16 protein-coding genes are annotated in these 17,728 nt (G+C 68.6%); 10 read left to right on the top strand and 6 right to left on the bottom strand.

The window, feature by feature from the left end:
* The first annotated feature begins 33 nt into the window (after positions 1–33).
* From A5767_RS13270 to A5767_RS13260, 3 genes are all read left to right on the top strand, one after another.
* Complete coding sequence (locus A5767_RS13270) at positions 34–1,851, top strand: dynamin family protein (protein WP_064852475.1); 1,818 nt, start codon at positions 34–36, stop codon at positions 1,849–1,851.
* The gene (locus A5767_RS13265) at positions 1,848–3,311 is read left to right on the top strand and encodes a dynamin family protein (protein WP_064852474.1); all 1,464 of its coding nucleotides are present in this window, start codon (positions 1,848–1,850) and stop codon (positions 3,309–3,311) included. The genes A5767_RS13270 and A5767_RS13265 overlap by 4 nt, the downstream gene beginning before the upstream one ends.
* Before the next feature lie 95 nt (positions 3,312–3,406).
* Positions 3,407–4,183: a MerR family transcriptional regulator gene (locus A5767_RS13260; protein ID WP_006553030.1), complete on the top strand. Its 777-nt coding sequence runs from the start codon at positions 3,407–3,409 to the stop codon at positions 4,181–4,183.
* 55 nt (positions 4,184–4,238) lie between these two features.
* Here A5767_RS13260 and A5767_RS13255 read toward each other — a convergent pair whose 3' ends face one another.
* Entirely contained in the window at positions 4,239–5,150 is a 912-nt protein-coding gene (locus tag A5767_RS13255; protein ID WP_064852473.1) for a hypothetical protein, read from the bottom strand.
* 388 nt (positions 5,151–5,538) lie between these two features.
* Between A5767_RS13255 and dnaK the strand changes: the two genes are divergently transcribed.
* The 5 genes from dnaK (at position 5,539) to A5767_RS13230 (ending at position 11,359) form a co-directional block, all read left to right on the top strand.
* Complete coding sequence (gene dnaK, locus A5767_RS13250) at positions 5,539–7,380, top strand: molecular chaperone DnaK (RefSeq protein ID WP_064852472.1); 1,842 nt, start codon at positions 5,539–5,541, stop codon at positions 7,378–7,380.
* Positions 7,377–8,021 (top strand): nucleotide exchange factor GrpE, encoded by a 645-nt coding sequence (gene grpE, locus A5767_RS13245; RefSeq protein ID WP_006553027.1) that lies wholly within the window; start codon positions 7,377–7,379, stop codon positions 8,019–8,021. Before dnaK ends, grpE begins: the two co-directional genes overlap by 4 nt.
* 32 nt (positions 8,022–8,053) lie before the next feature.
* Positions 8,054–9,226, top strand: coding sequence for a molecular chaperone DnaJ (gene dnaJ, locus A5767_RS13240; RefSeq protein WP_033096234.1), 1,173 nt, complete (start codon positions 8,054–8,056; stop codon positions 9,224–9,226).
* Positions 9,226–9,630, top strand: a complete 405-nt coding sequence (locus tag A5767_RS13235; RefSeq protein ID WP_024101918.1) for a heat shock protein transcriptional repressor HspR — start codon at positions 9,226–9,228, stop codon at positions 9,628–9,630. Before dnaJ ends, A5767_RS13235 begins: the two co-directional genes overlap by 1 nt.
* Positions 9,631–9,823: 193 nt before the next feature.
* Complete coding sequence (locus A5767_RS13230; RefSeq protein WP_064852471.1) at positions 9,824–11,359, top strand: FAD-binding protein; 1,536 nt, start codon at positions 9,824–9,826, stop codon at positions 11,357–11,359.
* Between the two features lie 80 nt (positions 11,360–11,439).
* Here the strand turns inward: A5767_RS13230 and A5767_RS13225 are convergent, their stop codons facing one another.
* The 5 genes from A5767_RS13225 to A5767_RS13205 all read right to left on the bottom strand — a co-directional run bounded on the left by A5767_RS13225 (position 11,440) and on the right by A5767_RS13205 (position 15,047).
* Positions 11,440–11,892, bottom strand: a complete 453-nt coding sequence (locus tag A5767_RS13225; protein WP_006553023.1) for a hypothetical protein — start codon at positions 11,890–11,892, stop codon at positions 11,440–11,442.
* A gap of 96 nt (positions 11,893–11,988) precedes the next feature.
* The gene (locus A5767_RS13220) at positions 11,989–12,978 is read right to left on the bottom strand and encodes an LLM class flavin-dependent oxidoreductase (RefSeq protein WP_019291024.1); all 990 of its coding nucleotides are present in this window, start codon (positions 12,976–12,978) and stop codon (positions 11,989–11,991) included.
* 98 nt (positions 12,979–13,076) lie between these two features.
* Positions 13,077–13,571, bottom strand: a complete 495-nt coding sequence (locus A5767_RS13215) for a flavin reductase family protein (protein ID WP_024101914.1) — start codon at positions 13,569–13,571, stop codon at positions 13,077–13,079.
* A gap of 78 nt (positions 13,572–13,649) precedes the next feature.
* Positions 13,650–14,039 carry a nuclear transport factor 2 family protein gene (locus tag A5767_RS13210; RefSeq protein ID WP_064852470.1) on the bottom strand — a complete coding sequence of 130 codons (390 nt, stop codon included), beginning with the start codon at positions 14,037–14,039 and terminating at the stop codon, positions 13,650–13,652.
* A gap of 105 nt (positions 14,040–14,144) precedes the next feature.
* On the bottom strand, positions 14,145–15,047 hold the full coding sequence (locus A5767_RS13205; RefSeq protein WP_064852469.1) for an LLM class F420-dependent oxidoreductase: 903 nt from the start codon (positions 15,045–15,047) through the stop codon (positions 14,145–14,147).
* 31 nt (positions 15,048–15,078) lie between these two features.
* Between A5767_RS13205 and A5767_RS13200 the strand changes: the two genes are divergently transcribed.
* Both A5767_RS13200 and A5767_RS13195 read left to right on the top strand, forming a co-directional pair.
* Complete coding sequence (locus tag A5767_RS13200; RefSeq protein WP_006553018.1) at positions 15,079–15,960, top strand: alpha/beta hydrolase; 882 nt, start codon at positions 15,079–15,081, stop codon at positions 15,958–15,960.
* Between the two features lie 47 nt (positions 15,961–16,007).
* A complete protein-coding gene (locus A5767_RS13195; RefSeq protein WP_064852468.1) occupies positions 16,008–17,720 on the top strand; it encodes a 3-ketosteroid-delta-1-dehydrogenase in 1,713 nt (570 codons plus the stop codon).
* Positions 17,721–17,728: the final 8 nt, after the last annotated feature.

Genomic DNA, 17,728 nt, shown 5'->3' with positions numbered 1-17,728 from the left:
CCCGCACCGACGGAAGGCGAGTCGACGCAGCCCATGCAGCATTCACCGGATACGCAGCATCCATCCGATCCTTCGAGACGCCGAGCGCTCCTCGACCTGATCGACTCCGCGATCGCGCGATCTCGCAGCGCCGGGCGCAACGATCTCACCGACCGGTTGACGGCCGCCCGTACGAAGGTCTCCGACCCGCGACTGCGGGTGGTCGTCGTCGGGGGTCTGAACCAGGGCAAAAGCCGGTTCGTGAACGCTCTGCTCGGCCTCGAGGTGTGTTCCGTCGGCGACGACGAGACCACCGCGGTCCCCACGCTCGTGCAACACCGGCAGGAGCCGTCCGCCGAACTCGTCCCGACCGGTTCGGCGCCGCGCATCGCCGTGCCCTTCGACGACCTGCAGCAGGTCGCGCCGCGCAGCGCCGGCCGGGACGTCGACCGGCTCGAGGTGAGTGTGCCGAGTCCGCTGCTCGCCGACGGACTCGTGTTCGTCGACACCCCGGGTGTGGGAGGCCACGGAAATCCGCACACAGCAGCCACATTGACGCTCCTGGCCACCGCGGATGCGGTCTTCGTCGTCTCGGATGCGAGTCAGGAGTTCACCGCACCGGAGATGTCGTTCCTGCGACAGGTGCAGACGTTGTGCCCGGCGTCGGCGGTGCTCGTCACCAAGACGGACGTGTATCCGCACTGGCGCGCGATCGTCGACGCCGACCGCGAACACCTGCAGCGAGCGGGGATCGACCTGCCGCTGCTGCCCGTCTCGTCCCTGCTGCGCGAGTACGCCCTGCGCACCGAAGACGCCTCGCTGCAGCAGGAATCCGGCTTCGACGCGATCTACGACTTCCTGCGCGAACAGGTGGTCGCGCGCAACGCCGACTCGGCGCGACTGTCGGTGGCGCACGACGTGAAGACCGTCGTCGACCATCTCGCGCTCGGATGCGAGAGCGAACTCGCCGCCCTGCGCGACCCCGACTCCGGGAACGCCGCGATCGAGGACCTGCACCGGGCACGCGCCGCGACCGAGGCATTGCGGACGCGGGCGGCGCGGTGGCAGATCACGTTGTCGGACGGCATCGCCGATCTCGCGGCCGACATCGACCACGACCTGCGCGACCGGCTGCGCACGGTGACCCGCGACGCCGAAGCGTCCGTGGACGACTGTGATCCGGGCAAGGAATGGCCGCGGCTGGGGCAGTGGCTCGCCGAACAGGTCGCCGAATCCGTCGGTGACAACTTCGTGTGGGCGCACGAACGCGCCGAGGCGCTCGCAGGCAAGGTCGCCGAGCACTTCGCACTCGACGACGACTCCTTGCCGTCGTTGCATCTCGGCGACCTGTCGAGACTGCTCGAGCCCGTCGAGAACCTGTCCGATCTCGAATCGGGCCGGATCGGTATCGGTCAGAAGGTACTCGTCGGCATGAAGGGTTCTTACGGTGGCGTGCTGATGTTCGGTCTCGTCACCACCCTGATGGGGATGGCGCTCGTGAACCCGATCTCGGTAGGAGCCGGAGTCGTCCTGGGTACCAAGGCGTATCGCGACGACAAGCAGGTGCGGCTCGCCAAGCGCCGCGTCGACGCGAAGAGCGCGATCCGCGCCTTCACCGACGACGTGAGCTTCCAGGTCGGCAAGGAATCGAAGGACCGGCTCCGGCTCATCCAGCGTCAGTTGCGCGATCACTTCACCGAGATCGCAGAGCAGACACTACGTTCGCTCGACGAGTCGCTCGAAGCGGCCCGCCAGGCCGCGACCGTGCAGGAACAGGAACGCCGCCGTCGGATCGGTGAACTCGACACGCAGGTCGCGGAACTGGGCCGATTGCGCGAGCGCGCCGCGGAACTCGCGGGAGTGTCGGCGTGACCCCGACTCTCTCGCGCGCCCGCGACCTGCTCGACCGGGCACGCGCATCGTACGGCGGGAACCCGGCCGTCGCGGACCGGCTCGACCACTGCGCCGCGCGACTCGATCAGCCGTTGCGGATCGCGCTCGCCGGATCGCTCAAGGCCGGCAAGTCGACCCTACTCAATGCGCTTGTAGGACAGGACATCGCGCCCACCGACGCGACGGAGTGCACGCGCGTCGTCACCTGGTACCGCAACGGACCCGTGCCGTCGGTGAACGCCTGGTACGACGGGAACCGCCGCATGCCGGTGCCCGTGCAGCGTCCCGACGGCCGTTTGACCTTCGACCTCGGCGAACTCACCGCCGACCGCGTCGACTTCATCGACGTCGAATGGCCGGCCAGCGCGCTGGCGCAGACCACCATCATCGACACCCCGGGCACGTCGTCGTTGTCGCAGGACGTGTCGGCGCGGACCCTGGCGCTGCTCACCCCGGAGGAATCGGCCTCCGGTGCCGACGCCGTCGTCTACCTGATGCGTTCGCTCGGAGCCGCCGACGTCGAGTTCCTCGAACAGATCGGCCGGCACGTCGGCGGGGGATCGGGACCGCTCGGCATCGTCGGGGTGGTATCGCGCGCCGACGAGGTCGGTGCGGGTCGTGCCGACGCGATGATGTCGGCGAAGCAGGTCGCGGCGAGGTTCACCGACGAACTCGAACGCACCGGACTGTGCCAGGCGGTCGTGCCGGTCGCCGGGTTGCTCGCCCTCGCCGCACGGACCCTGCGGCAGAACGAGTTCGCGGCCTTCGAGGCGCTCGCACAGGTGCCGGTGGAACAACTGCAGGTCGCGATGCTGTCGGCCGACCGTTTCGCGCGGCCCGACGTCGACCTGCCCGTCGACCCCGGGATGCGGGCACGTCTCGTCGACCGGTTCGGTCTGTTCGGCATCCGCACCGCAGTGCTGCTCGTGCAGCTCGGCGCGCGCGATTCACCGTCCCTCGCCGCCGAACTCGTCGCGCGCAGCGGGCTCGACGAGCTGCGTCAGGTCATCGACGTGCAGTTCGGTCAGCGTGCCGATCAGCTCAAGACCCATTCGGCGCTGCTGGCGCTCGAGCGGGTGTTGCACGCGTGCGGCGACCACGAGCTGCTGGGAGCCGTGCGACGCGAACTGGCCGACGACCACGGCTTCGCCGAACTCCGCCTGCTGGGCAGACTGCGGTCGTCGTCGGTGTCACTGCCCGACGAGGAGGTCCAGGCGCTGCAGCGCGTGGTCGGTGGATCCGGGATCGGCGCCACCCGGCGCCTCGGTCTCGCCGACGACGCGTCACCTGCCGAGATCCGCGCTGCGGCCGTCGATGCGGTGCGGCACTGGCGATCCCGCGCCGAACATCCGCTGCTCGATCCGTTCACTGCGAAAGCCGCAGCGGTGGCAGCGCGCAGTGCGGAAGGGCTGGTCGCGGGAGCCGGCCGACAGATGTGAGCTGTAGCCGAACGATTCGGCTTGCACCTCACGTAACGTGAGGTCATAGCGTCGATCGTGCCGGCGCACGGAGTGCCGGTGGAAGTGGGTGGACGATGCCGGCGACTGGTTCCGGGCAGCAGACACGTTCCGGACAGCACTGGAAGGTGGGGCGTCTCGCAGCGGAGACAGGCCTGACCGTGCGGACCCTGCATCACTACGACGACATAGGCCTCGTGCGGCCGTCGGGTCGGACGGCGTCGGGCCATCGGCTGTACGAGGAGTCGGACGTCGAGAGGCTGTACCAGGTGCTGGCGCTGCGTCAGCTCGGGCTGTCACTGGACGCGATCGCCACGGTCACCGACGGCGACACCTCGCTGTCGGAGATCCTCGACGCGCACCGTGCCTACCTGGACGATCAGCTCGCGGCGACCCGCACGCTGCGTGCGCAGGTCGAGATGCTCTCCCGCACGGTCCGAACGTCGCCGGATGCATCGGTCGCCGACTTCCTTCACGTGATCCGAGGAGTGATCGAAGTGGACGACATCTTCGAAAGGTATTTCGACAAGGGACAGATCGCAGACCTCGCGGAACGACGCGCGATGCTGGGCGACGACGTCATCACGGCGGCAGAGACGTCGTGGCAGGAACTCATCCCGCGTGTCGACGCTGCGCTGAGTTCGGGGATGGATCCGGCCTGTTCGGAGGCCCAGGAGATGGCACGGCAATGGATGGATCTGCTCGAGCAGTTCCACGGCGGCGACGAGGGCCTACGCGACAGCCTCTACCGCATGCACGAGGACAACGCGCAGCAGATCGAGCAGGAGTTCTGCGGGCCGAGTCGCGAACACATCGAGTTCATCACGAAGGCGAACGAGGCGCGATCTACGTAAGCACAGGGACGGATGCTCGATGTCGTCATCGAGCATCCGTCCCCGAATCGTGCAATCAACGTCGACGGGCTCTGCCGGCGGCGCGAACCAGGCGGGCGTGGACGGCCTCGAAGCGGAACAGATCCGCCCACGTCCATCGCACGACCTCGAAGCCCAGAGCCCGGATCGCATCCTCCCGCAGCTTCTCGCGATGGACGGTCTCGGCCGTCGCGCCGGGCTCGTCCGAGCCGTACTTGCTCCTTCCGTCGAATTCCCCGACCACGCCTTCGTCCTCCCAGAGGAAGTCGGGACGAGCGACGAATGCTCCGGAAGGGGTCCGCAGCTCGTGCTGCAGCTTCGGCGCCGGTAACCCCGCCGACCGGATCCGTAGTCGGCTGAGCGACTCGCCGGGGCTTTCGCTGCGACCGTCGAGGAAAGCAACGGTCCGCCGGGCAGCGGCGATCCCGTGCCGCATGCCGGACGATGCCAGCGCATCGAGGAGCAGGGGCGCGATATGGGGATGCGCCCGCAGCGCCGCGTCGCCGGCGATGACTGCCGAGTCCACCGACAGTGTTCGTGCCAGGTCGACAACCGTCCGCGCGACGGTCGTGGTGCGCAGACCCGCGACGACGCAGACCTCGTCGGGTTGATAGGTGCACCTGTGTACATGGAGGGTCGGGGTGCGGCGTCCGCTCGACGGCCGTTCGCGGCTGATGTGCACCGGGGAGAGGTCGACGTCCCAGAGAGGAAGGCCGTGCAGAACCGCAGCGGAGACATGGCTGACGACGGCGTCCGGGGTGATCCGTCCCCGTCGCGCCAGTACGCGCGCATGGTGCAGGGTGAGCGGGTCGAGGTCCGCGGCACCGTCGACGTACACACCGCGCGTGACGTTCCGCAGTCGTCCCACACGGACAGCCTGACGGATCTCGTCCGAGGTCGTCCCGCCGGCCAGCAGGTCGGAGCGCAGAAGGAAGTTCGGTTCGTCCATGCAGCGAGGGTCGTGTACGGCGACGACGGACCCGGAGCATCGAAGCCCTCGACCCGACCACCTGTGGATCGACGGGGTCCCTGTGGACAACCCGTCCTTGCGCACCGGTGCGGACAGTGGCGCCTTGTCGACATCGGGTATCGGTCCCCGAATCGAGCAGATGCGACCGATCGAAGTGATGTGCGCCACCCTCGGAACAAAAGTCCACGACCTGCCGTTGGACGAGTCAGACAAATTGAGCGCATAAGACTCAACTTCACTTGACGGCGTGGACCGCTCGGGTGCAGGCTTGAGTCGACCGCGCTCACCTGAGCCGAACGGGCTCAGGTCGGGCATGGAACGTTTTCGCGGCGCGCACGCGTCGCGGCAGGAACATTGGAGGAAAATTATGGCTCGTGCGGTCGGCATCGACCTCGGAACCACCAACTCGGTCGTTTCCGTTCTGGAAGGCGGCGAGCCCGTTGTGGTCGCCAACGCCGAGGGGTCCCGCACCACCCCGTCCGTCGTCGCATTCGCGAAGAACGGTGAGGTTCTGGTGGGTCAGCCCGCCAAGAACCAGGCGGTCACCAACGTCGACCGCACCATCCGTTCGGTCAAGCGCCACATCGGCACGGACTGGACCGTGGACATCGACGACAAGAAGTACACGCCGCAGGAGATCAGCGCCCGCACGCTGATGAAGCTCAAGCGCGACGCGGAGGCCTACCTCGGTGAGGACATCACCGACGCGGTCATCACCGTCCCGGCGTACTTCAACGACGCCCAGCGTCAGGCCACGAAGGAAGCCGGCACCATCGCCGGTCTCAACGTCCTGCGCATCGTCAACGAGCCCACCGCGGCTGCCCTCGCCTACGGTCTCGACAAGGGCGAGAAGGAGCAGACCATCCTGGTCTTCGACCTCGGTGGCGGCACCTTCGACGTCTCCCTCCTCGAGATCGGCGACGGCGTCGTCGAGGTCCGCGCGACCTCCGGCGACAACCACCTCGGTGGCGACGACTGGGACGAGCGCATCGTCAACTGGCTCGTCGACAAGTTCAAGGCACAGCACGGCGTCGACCTGACCAAGGACAAGATGGCCATGCAGCGTCTGCGTGAGGCTGCCGAGAAGGCCAAGATCGAGCTGTCGTCCTCGCAGTCGACCTCGATCAACCTGCCGTACATCACCGTCGACGCGGACAAGAACCCGCTGTTCCTCGACGAGCAGCTCACCCGCTCGGAGTTCCAGAAGATCACCGGCGACCTCCTCGAGCGCACCCGCGCTCCCTTCCAGCAGGTCGTCAAGGACGCCGGCATTTCCGTCGGCGACATCGACCACGTCGTGCTGGTCGGCGGCTCGACCCGTATGCCCGCCGTCACCGACCTGGTGCGCGAGCTCACCGGTGGCCGCGAGCCCAACAAGGGCGTGAACCCCGACGAGGTCGTCGCCGTGGGTGCAGCCCTGCAGGCCGGCGTCCTCAAGGGCGAGGTCAAGGACGTGCTGCTGCTCGACGTCACCCCGCTGTCGCTGGGTATCGAGACCAAGGGCGGCGTGATGACCAAGCTCATCGAGCGCAACACCACGATCCCCACCAAGCGGTCGGAGACCTTCACCACCGCCGACGACAACCAGCCGTCGGTGCAGATCCAGGTCTTCCAGGGCGAGCGTGAGATCGCGGCGCACAACAAGCTGCTCGGCTCGTTCGAGCTCGGCGGCATCGCGCCGGCTCCGCGTGGCGTCCCGCAGATCGAGGTGACCTTCGACATCGACGCCAACGGCATCGTCCACGTCACCGCCCGCGACAAGGGCACCGGCAAGGAGAACACGATCAAGATCCAGGAAGGCTCCGGCCTGTCCCAGGAGGAGATCGACCGGATGGTCAAGGACGCCGAGGCGCACGCCGAGGAGGACCGCAAGCGTCGCGAGGAGGCCGAGGTCCGCAACCAGGCCGAGTCGCTCGTGCACCAGACCGAGAAGTTCATCAAGGAGAACGAGGACAAGGTTCCGGCCGACGTCAAGGAGAAGGTCGAGGCTGCGATCAAGGAAGCCAACGACGCCCTCGCCGGCTCCGACATCAACGCGGTCAAGGCCGCCGTCGAGAAGCTCGCGACCGAGTCGCAGGCCCTCGGCCAGGCCATCTACGAGGCGCAGGGCGCCGAGGGTGCCGCTGCCGGTGACGGCGCGGCCGCAGGTGCCGACGACGTCGTCGACGCCGAGGTCGTCGACGAGCCGAACGATTCGGAGAAGAAGTGAGTGCCGACAAGCCCGAGCAGGAACCGGTGACCGTCACCGACAAGCGACGGATCGACCCTGAGACCTTCGAGGTGCGCGACCCCGCCGAGGAGTCGCGCGCCGAGGAGGGCGAGGTGATCGAGTCGGTTCCTGCGGAGGGCGACGCCGAGAAGGCCGAGCGGACCGAAGGACAGTCGCAGGAGGCGAAGGAACTCGCCGAGCGCACCGCCGACCTGCAGCGCGTGAGCGCGGAGTACGCGAACTACCGTCGCCGCGCCGAGGCGCAGCGCACGGCGATCGCGGAGGAGGCCAAGGCCTCCGTCGCGGCGAAGTTCCTCGACGTCCTCGACGACCTCGACCGGGCACGCGCCCACGGCGACTTGGAGACGGGTCCGCTGAAGGCACTGTCCGGCAAGCTGACCGGTGTGTTCGACAGTGTCGGACTCGTCGCGTTCGGTGAGGAAGGCGACGCCTTCGATCCCGAGTTGCACGAGGCCGTCCAGATGGAAGGCGACGGTCACCACCCGGTGCTCGGGACGGTGCTCCGCAAGGGTTACCGCTTCGGCGACCGCATCCTGCGGCACGCGATGGTGACGGTCACCGACGGCGATCCGGCGGACACGCCGGGTGACGCGCGGTCGGCGGAGCCGGGCACAGAGTAAGAACAAGAAAACGCGAGAGGAGGAGACGCCCGGTGAGCCAGCGGGAGTGGATCGAGAAGGATTTCTACAAGGACCTGGGCGTCTCCCCCGACGCAACGCAGGACGAGATCAAGAAGGCCTACCGGAAACTGGCGCGGGACCTGCATCCCGACGCCAACCCCGGTGACGCCACGGCCGAGGAACGCTTCAAGGCCGTCAGCGAGGCCAACGCCGTCCTGTCGGATCCCGCCAAGCGCAAGGAATACGACGAGACCCGGCGCCTGTTCGCCTCCGGCGGCATGCCGGGTGGCTTCCGTCCCGGCGCCGGCGGATTCTCCGGTGGTACCGGAGCGACCTTCGACATCGGCGACCTGTTCGGCGGTGGCGGCGACGGTGGGCTCGGCGACCTCTTCGGTGGCCTGTTCAACCGCGCCGGTGGCGGCACCGCTTCCACCGCCGGCCGTTCGCGTCCGCGCCGCGGGTCTGATGTCGAGACCGAGACGACGCTCGACTTCCGCGACGCCGTCCAGGGCGTCACGGTTCCCCTGCGGATGACCAGCCCGGCGCCGTGCACCACCTGCCACGGCAGCGGTGCCCAGCCGGGAACGAGCCCGCGGGTCTGCCCGAACTGCAACGGAAGCGGTGTGGTCTCCCGCAACCAGGGCGCGTTCGGATTCTCGGAACCCTGCGACGACTGCCGGGGCAGTGGATCGATCATCGACAACCCCTGCAGCGACTGCCGCGGTACCGGCGTGCAGAACCGCACCCGCACCATCACCGTGCGGGTCCCCGCAGGCATCAAGGACGGTTCGCGCATCCGCCTCGCCGGTCAGGGCGAGGCCGGTCTGCGCGGCGCCCCGTCCGGCGACCTGTTCGTGACGGTGCACGTCCGTCCCGACCGCGTGTTCGGGCGTGAGGGCGACGATCTGACCCTCGTGCTGCCCGTCAGCTACGGCGAACTCGTCCTCGGCGGCACCGTCTCGGTGCCGACCCTCGACGGCCGCGTCGGGCTGAAGATCCCGCCGGGAACGGCCGACGGCCGGGTCCTGCGGGTCCGCGGACGCGGCGTCCCCAAGCGCGGGGGCGGCGCCGGTGACCTTCTCGTCACGGTGAAGGTCGCGATCCCGCAGAATCTCGACGAGAAGGCGACGGAAGCGCTGCACAACTATCTTCGTGCAGAAGAGGCAAGCGGTTTCGATCCTCGAGAGGGATGGGCAGGTGCGTGATGAGCGAGACGAGAATGCCACGGAATCTGTCACCGGATCCCGATGCGCGCGTCTACGTCATCTCGGTGGCAGCAGAACTCGCCGGGATGCATGCGCAGACGCTGCGTAACTACGACCGGCTCGGACTCGTCACCCCGCACCGCACCAGCGGCGGCGGCCGCCGGTACTCGCCGCGCGACGTCGAACTGCTGCGCGAAGTGCAGCGCCTCTCCCAGGACGAAGGTGTCAACCTCGCCGGGATCAAACGGATCATAGAGCTGACCAACCAGGTCGAGGCACTGCAGCAGCGTGTCGCCGAACTCAACGCCGAGGTCGCCCAGTTGCGTTCGACACGCGGCGATCTGGTGCCCATTCCGCGCAGCAACGCCCTCGTCGTGTGGAAGCCGCGCAACAGGCGGGACTGACCGCACCGCGGTCGAGCGCGACTGACCGCACCGCGGTCGAGCGGGACTGACCGCACCGCGGTCGAGCGGGACTGATCCGCCGGATCGGTCGAGAACGAAAATCTCCCGCCCAGCGAGACGATCGCCCTGTGGAGCCTCGATGTCTGCCTAGTGTGGCGTGTTCCACACGAACGGTCGACGGAAGGCAACAGTCATGGCGGAGTGGGCGGAAGAATGCGACGTCCTCGTGGTGGGGTCGGGAGCCGGAGGGTGCTGCGGTGCGTACACCGCTGCGCGCGAAGGACTGTCGGTGATCCTCGTCGAGGCATCCGAGTACTTCGGCGGCACCACGGCGTACTCCGGGGGCGGCGGCGTTTGGTTCCCCACCAACGCGGTCCTGCAGCGTGCCGGTGACGACGACACCCTCGAGGACGCACTGACCTACTACCACGCGGTCGTCGGCGACCGCACCCCGCGCGAACTGCAGGAGGCGTATGTCCGCGGCGGCGCCCCGCTGATCGACTACCTCGAGTCCGACGACGATCTCGAATTCATGGTCTACCCGTGGCCCGACTACTTCGGCAAGGCGCCCAAGGCCCGTGCCCAGGGACGTCACATCGTCCCGTCGCCGCTGCCCATCGCCGCCGATCCCGAGCTCAACGAGTCGATCCGCGGCCCGCTCGGCCGCGAACGCAACGGCGAACCCCTGCCCGACATGCTCATCGGAGGTCGCGCGCTCGTCGGACGATTCCTCATCGCCCTGCGCAAGTACCCGAACGTGGAGCTGTACCGGAACACCCCGCTCGAAGAACTGATCGTCGAGGACGGTGTGGTCGTGGGCGCGGTCGTCGGGAACGACGGCGAGCGACGGGCGATCCGCGCGCGCAAGGGTGTCGTCCTCGCCGCCGGTGGCTTCGATCGGAACGACGAGATGCGCAGCAAGTACGGGGTGCCCGGCGCCGCGCGGGACTCGATGGGCCCGTGGTCGAATCTCGGCAAGGCCCACGAGGCGGGCATCGCCGTCGGCGCCGACGTCGACCTGATGGATCAGGCCTGGTGGTCGCCGGGACTGACCCACCCGGACGGACGTTCGGCGTTCGCGCTGTGCTTCACGGGCGGCATCTTCGTCGACCAGGACGGTGCGCGGTTCACCAACGAGTACGCACCCTACGACCGTCTGGGCCGCGACGTCATCGCCCGCATGGAGCGCGGCGAGATGACGTTGCCGTTCTGGATGATCTACGACGACCGGAACGGTGAGGTCCCACCGGTCGGGGCGACGAATGTGCCGCTCGTCGAAACCGAGAAGTACGTCGACGCGGGACTGTGGAAGACCGCCGACACCCTCGAGGAACTCGCCGAGCAGATCGGTGTGCCAGCCGAATCCCTGAAGGCGACCGTCGCGCGGTGGAACGACCTGGCCGCTAAGGGAGTCGACGAGGACTTCGGCCGCGGGGACGAGCCCTACGATCTCGCCTTCACCGGCGGTGGGTCCGCGCTGGTCCCGATCGAACAGGGCCCCTTCCACGCGGCGCAGTTCGGCGTCTCCGACCTCGGCACCAAGGGCGGTCTGCGGACCGACACCGTCGGGCGGGTGCTCGACAGCGAGGGTGCTCCGATCCCCGGCCTGTACGCGGCGGGCAACACGATGGCCGCACCGAGCGGCACCGTCTACCCCGGCGGCGGCAATCCGATCGGTGCGAGCGCACTGTTCGCGCACCTGTCCGTGATGGACGCGGCGGGACGCTGACACACAGAGGCAGGACGCCGACGCACATACGAACCGGGCCCGGAGGATACGCAGGTATCCTCCGGGCCCGGTCCGTCGTCTCAGGGTCGGGTGACGGCGAAGTCCGCTGTCATGAACGGATATCCGTCCTCTACGGTGGTCGCGACCTCGAAGCGGTGCCGGTTGGCACCGCCGATGTGGGTGCCGTCGCCGTTCGCGACGCCCGTGCCGTAGTTGTTGGCCATGAGCGCCACGGTCGCGTCGCCGGGCATCGTGTAGTCGATCTGGATGCCGAACCCGCGCCGGTCGGCGCTGCTCGCCGAGACCGTCTCGGTGGAGCGGGCCGGCACCACGGTGGCCGGCTCGTCCACCCATGTTCCGTAAGGGTTCTCGGTCGACGTGAGCACCATCGGCGCATCGGTGTCGTTGCGGATCGTCAGCGTGATGGTGGGCCCGTCGGTGGGCAGGGAATCGGCGGCCGCAGTGGCGGGTGCGGTGATCGCCGCTGCAGCGGTCAGAACTGCCGCTGCGACAGCGCGGGTGCGGTACTTCATCGTGCTCCTGGCGGTTGACGACTCGTGGTTCTCAGCCGTGCCTGGCCGGCCGCTGAAGTGTACCCGCCGGTAGCCTGACGCGTAAGCCCTCGTCGATCAGGCCGGGACCAGGTCGCTGACCTGCGCAACAAGCTCCAGCGAACGCAGCCACGCGTCGCGTCCGGGAGCCGACGACACGACGATCAACTCGTCGGCCTGCGCGCGCTCGGTGAACCGGTCGAGGTAGTCGCGCACCTCCTGCGGCGTACCCACGGCGGTGTACCGAAGCATCTCGAGCACCTGCATGCCGGCGGGGGAGTCGAGCAGCATGTCGATCTCCTCCTCGCTGAACGTGCGCCCGCGTCCGACCATCTGGACGACCCGCGCCCGCTTGGTCGCCTCGAACAGCGACTGCGCCTCCTCGGCGGTATCGGCGGCGATCACACCGACACCCGCGATGACGTACGGCTCCGAGTGGTCGGGGGAGGGCTGGAACTCGCGGCGGTACAGCCGCACCGCGTCCTCGAGGGCCTGCGGCGCGAAGTGCGACGCGAAGGCGTACGGAAGACCGAGCAGAGCAGCGAGTTTCGCGCCGAACAGCGACGAGCCCAGGATGTACAGCGGCACATCGGTGCCCTTACCGGGGATCGCGTCGACTCCAGGGATCCGCGACTCACCCTTCAGGTAGGCCTGCAGTTCGAGGACGTCCTGCGGAAAACTGTCGGCCGACGTCGGGTCGCGGCGCAGCGCCCGCATGGTCTTCTGGTCGCTGCCGGGGGCGCGGCCGAGACCGAGGTCGATGCGGCCGGGATGCAGCGTGGCGAGAGTTCCGAACTGTTCGGCGATGGTCAGCGGCGAGTGGTTCGGCAGCATGATGCCGCCGGCGCCGAGACGGATCGACGAGGTGTGCGCAGCGACGTGCGCGATGAGCACGCTCGTCGCCGACGAGGCGATCGTCGGCATGTTGTGGTGTTCGGCGTACCAGATGCGCCGGTAACCCCACTGCTCGGCGAGCTGGGCCATCTTCACGCTGGCGTCGAAGCTCTCACGGGCGGTCTCGCCCTTGCCGATGTGTGCGAGGTCGAGGATGGAGAGGGGAACGGTCACCGGTAATCCTTCGCGTCGGGGCCCGGTATCGGCCGCCGGGCACACCTTCGGAGCAACCTCGACCGGTGACCGTCTATTCCCTCACCTGTCGTTCGGCGTCACCGCCGTTCGAAACCGCCGTAGGTGCCCTGGAAGAACAGGAGCGGACCGCGGGAGTGCAGCGACGTCAGCCCCGTGACCCGTGCCAGCACGATCGTGTGGTCGCCGGCCTCGTACTCGGTCTCCACGGTTGCCTCGACCCGCGCCAGGGCTCCCTCGATCGCCGGAGCGCCGTTGTCGCCCGGCTCCCAGCGCACCCCGCGGAACTTGTTGCCGCCGCTCACCGCGAACGCACCGCACAGGGTGCGCTGGCTCTCGGCCAGGACGTTGACGGCCAGGGTGCCGACCTCCCGGATCTTCGGCCAGGTCGTCGACGTGCGGGCGGGACAGAACGAGATGAGCGGCGGGTCCAGCGAGACCGACACGAACGACTGACAGGCGAATCCCAGCGGTTCGTCGCCGTCGAGCGCGGTGATCACCGTGACACCCGTGCAGAAGTTGCCCATCACGTCGCGGATCCGTCGGGGATCCAGTACCGCGTGTTCCGCTGTCATCGAAACTCCAATCGATCGGCGTTCGTTCCAGTGTCCGTCACCGACGACACAGTGTGCGAACCCTGTCCCGCCGACCGGTCAGCGAACACGCATGTCGCTGGGAGCCCAGACCGCCCGCATGCTGGTGATGCGTCCCTCGTCGTCGAACGTCATGACGTCGATGGGCTCGATCTCGTAGGTCTGCTCGCCCGCCTTCGTGACCACACGGAAGTGGAAGGCCGCGGTCGACCCGGCGATCCGGAGCGTGAGCAACTCGGTGGTGTTCTCGGTGGCCTCGACACCCGTGTAGAACTCGGCGATCGCTGCCCGGCCCACGCGAGGCTCGCTTCCGGCAGGATCCTCGAGGGTGGCGTCGTCGGCGTAGAGGGCGGCGATGTCGGCGGCCACGCCTGCGGCCACGGCATCGAGATAGGCATGCACGGTGGTGCGGATGCGCTGAGTGCGGGCGTCGGTGTCGGAAACGGTCACGGTCGCTCCTGTGTGGTGCGGGACGAAAGGTGTCGCGTCGACGCTGGCTAGCGACCCGCTGGCGCACCGCATCGCCGTTCTCCCGGCCAGCGGGAGATGCCGACCTCACCCCACCCCGAGATCGCCGAATTCCCTGCCGAACAGGTCGGCGAGGGCGACGAGCTGGTCGCAGTAGTGGTCGGCGGATCCGGCGTCCACACCGGCACCGACGATCGTCGCGCCCGCTGCGATCGCGCGGCCGAGTCGTCTGCGCGTCGCGTCGGGGTCACCGAGCGGGTCGAGCCGCGTCACCGACAGCACGACCTCGAAGCCGGGCGGCGGCTGCCTCTTCGCGAGCATCGTTTTCACGTCGTCGAAGGGGAGCCCGAAAGGTACCCAGCCGTCCCCGAACTCGCACGCGCGTCGCAGCGAACGCGGGGTGCGGCCGCCGATCCATAACGGAACTCGCGGCTGCACGGCGCAGGGATCGACCACCACATCCGAGTACTCGAAATACTCTCCGTGATAGGAGGGTTCGCGTGTCGATAGAGATGCGCGCAGGGCGGCGAGAGCATCGTCGGCGCGTGCGCCGCGATCAGTGAAGGGGGCTTCGAGCAACGCGAACTCCTCCTCGAGCGAACCGACGCCGAGACCGAGGGTCAGGCGTCCACCGCTGACCGTGTCGAGCGTGCCGTAGCGCTTCGCGATCTCCAGAGGATGGTGGTAGCCGAGGACGAGAACCTGGGTGACCAGTCGGATCCGGTCGGTGCGCGCTGCCAGGAAGCCGAGGGTCGCCAGCGGATCCCAGTACGTCCCACCGCGCGTCGCGGCCACGGGCGCCGGTACGGCGACGTGTTCACTGCAGGTGAGGTGGTGGAATCCCGACCGATCCGCGGTGACCGCGATCTGCGACAGTTCCTCGATGCCCGCGCCGGCCTCCCAGTCGCCGGAGGCCCCGGGGACCCGGGTGACGACCGGGCTGGTGATCCCGATGCGTACTGCCGGCATGCGGTTCGATCCGTCGGTCATACGCTCTCCTTCGTCGATCGGTCCGTCAGGAGTGTGCGCTCGGACGGGCTCGCGGAGCACGTCCGGTCCCGCTCGCCGATACACGACCAGTGAGGTACACGATCTCGTCGTCGACGGACCGGGAGGCGGCCTCGCGTTGCGCCTCTACCGTCCCGAGTCCTCCGAGGCCGCGCGCCCGGTCGTCGTGTTCGCGCACGGTGGAGGGTTCGTCTTCTGCGATCTCGACAGTCACGACGAGTTCTGCCGGTCGATGGCGGAGGCTGTCGGGGCCGTCGTCGTGTCCGTCGATTACCGCCTCGCCCCCGAACACCCTGCCCCGGCCGCGCACGACGACCTGTACGCCGCGCTCGAATGGACGGCCGCGACCGTCGCGTCGTACGGGGGAGACCCGGCGCGCATCGTGCTTGCCGGCGACAGTGCCGGTGGAAACCTCGCCGTGACCGTCGCGATCGCCACCTGCGACAGGGGCGGACCGGCGGTGCTCGGTCAGGCGTTGTTCTATCCGGTGATCGACGACGACTTCGACACCGAGTCGTACCGGAAGTACGGGGTGGGCTACTACAACTCCGCCGCGGCGATGCGGTGGTACTGGGAGCAGTACGCACCGGACGGCACCGACGATCCCCGCCTGATCCCCACCCGCGCCGAGTCGCTCGCCGGGCTGCCCTCGGCGGTCGTCGCCACCGCCGAACTCGATCCGCCGTGTTCGTCCGGCGACGACTACGCCGACCGTCTCGCCGCGGCCGGGGTGTCCGTGCAGCACCGCAGATTCGACGGCCTGTTCCACGGATTCCTGACCTTCCCCGCGTTGTCGCTCAGCGAGCCGGCGCGGCAGGAGGTGTGGAAGATGGTGCGCGCCCTGGTCGACGGGCCGGATCTCCCGGTGACCGGGACGAGCGGCTTCGCGTCCTGAGCAACTGTCCTAGCGTCCCGCAGACAACGACGAGAAGGAGACTGTCGATGGCGCCGACATCCGTACCGCCCGTGGCACCCGCCCAGGACACCACCGTCGACCTGCTCGTGATCGGGTCCGGTACCGGCATGGCCGCCGCACTCACCGCGCACGAGGTGGGACTGTCCGCCCTCCTCGTGGAGAAGTCGGCCTACGTCGGCGGATCGACCGCCCGTTCCGGCGGTGCGTTCTGGGTGCCGGCCAATCCGGTACTCACCGCGGCGGGAAGCGGCGACACCGTCGAGCGCGGCCACACCTACGTGCGGACGGTCGTCGACGGCACGGCGCCGGTCGAACGGGGCGAGGCCTTCGTCGACAACGGTGTCGCCACCGTCGAGATGCTCCAGCGCACCACCCCCATGAAGCTGTTCTGGGCTGAGGGCTACTCCGACTATCACCCCGAACTGGCGGGTGGTTCGGCGGTCGGCCGCAGCTGCGAGTGCCTGCCCATGGACCTGTCGGTCCTCGGTGAGGAGCGGGGTCGACTGCGTCCCGGCCTCATGGAGGCGAGCCTGCCGATGCCTACCACCGGTGCCGACTACAAGTGGATGAACCTCATGTTGCGCTTGCCGCACAAGGGTTTTCCGCGTATCTTCAAGCGGCTCGCACAGGGGGTCGCCGGTCTCGCCGTCAAGCGTGAATACGTCGCCGGTGGGCAAGCGATCGCCGCCGGCCTGTTCGCGGGTGTGCTGAAGGCCGGTGTGCCGGTGTGGACCGAGACGTCGCTGGTGCGTCTGCTCACCGACGGGGATCGTGTCACCGGTGCCGTCGTAGCGCAGAACGGACGTGAGGTGACGGTGACCGCTCGTCGCGGGGTGGTGCTTGCCGCGGGTGGGTTCGACCACGACATGGAGATGCGGCGCAAGTTCCAGTCCGAGCGTCTGCTCGACCACGAGAGCCTCGGGGCGGAGACCAACACCGGCGACGCGATCAAGGCAGCCCAGGAGGTCGGTGCCGATCTCGCCCTCATGGATCAGGCATGGTGGTTCCCCGCCGTCGCGCCGACCCGTCCGGGCAAGCCGCCGATGGTCATGCTCGCCGAGCGTTCGCTGCCCGGCTCGTTCATCGTCGACCAGACGGGACGCCGGTTCACGAACGAGTCGTCCGACTACATGTCGTTCGGACAGCTGGTGCTCGAACGCGAGCGTGCCGGCGATCCGATCGAGTCGATGTGGATCGTCTTCGACCAGAAGTACCGCAACAGCTACGTGTTCGCGGCCGGGGTGTTCCCGCGCCGGCCGCTCCCGGAGGCCTGGTACGAGGCGGGCATCGCCCACCGCGGCACCACCGCTGCGGAACTCGCGGCGTCGATGGGCGTGCCGGTGGACACCTTCGCCGCGACGTTCGGAAGGTTCAACGAGGACGCCGCGGCGGGAACGGATTCCGAGTTCGGACGTGGCGGCAGTGCCTACGACCGCTACTACGGTGACCCGACCGTCCAGCCGAACCCGAACCTGCGACCCCTCACGCACGGCCCGCTCTACGCGGTGAAGATGACGCTGAGCGATCTCGGCACGTGCGGTGGCGTGCGCGCCGACGAGCGGGCGCGGGTCCTCCGCGAGGACGGCAGCCCCATCGCCGGTCTCTACGCCATCGGCAACACCGCGGCCAACGCGTTCGGCCACCGCTATCCCGGTGCCGGTGCCACCATCGGGCAGGGCCTGGTCTTCGGGTACATCGCGGCACGCGACGCAGCATCGTCGGACGCACCGGTCGCCTGAGTGGACGA

The organism is Rhodococcus sp. 852002-51564_SCH6189132-a, from assembly GCF_001665495.1.
Classification (GTDB): domain Bacteria; phylum Actinomycetota; class Actinomycetes; order Mycobacteriales; family Mycobacteriaceae; genus Rhodococcus; species Rhodococcus pyridinivorans.
Note: the sequence above shows the minus strand (reverse complement) of the source record. Positions and strands in the feature narration are given on the sequence as shown.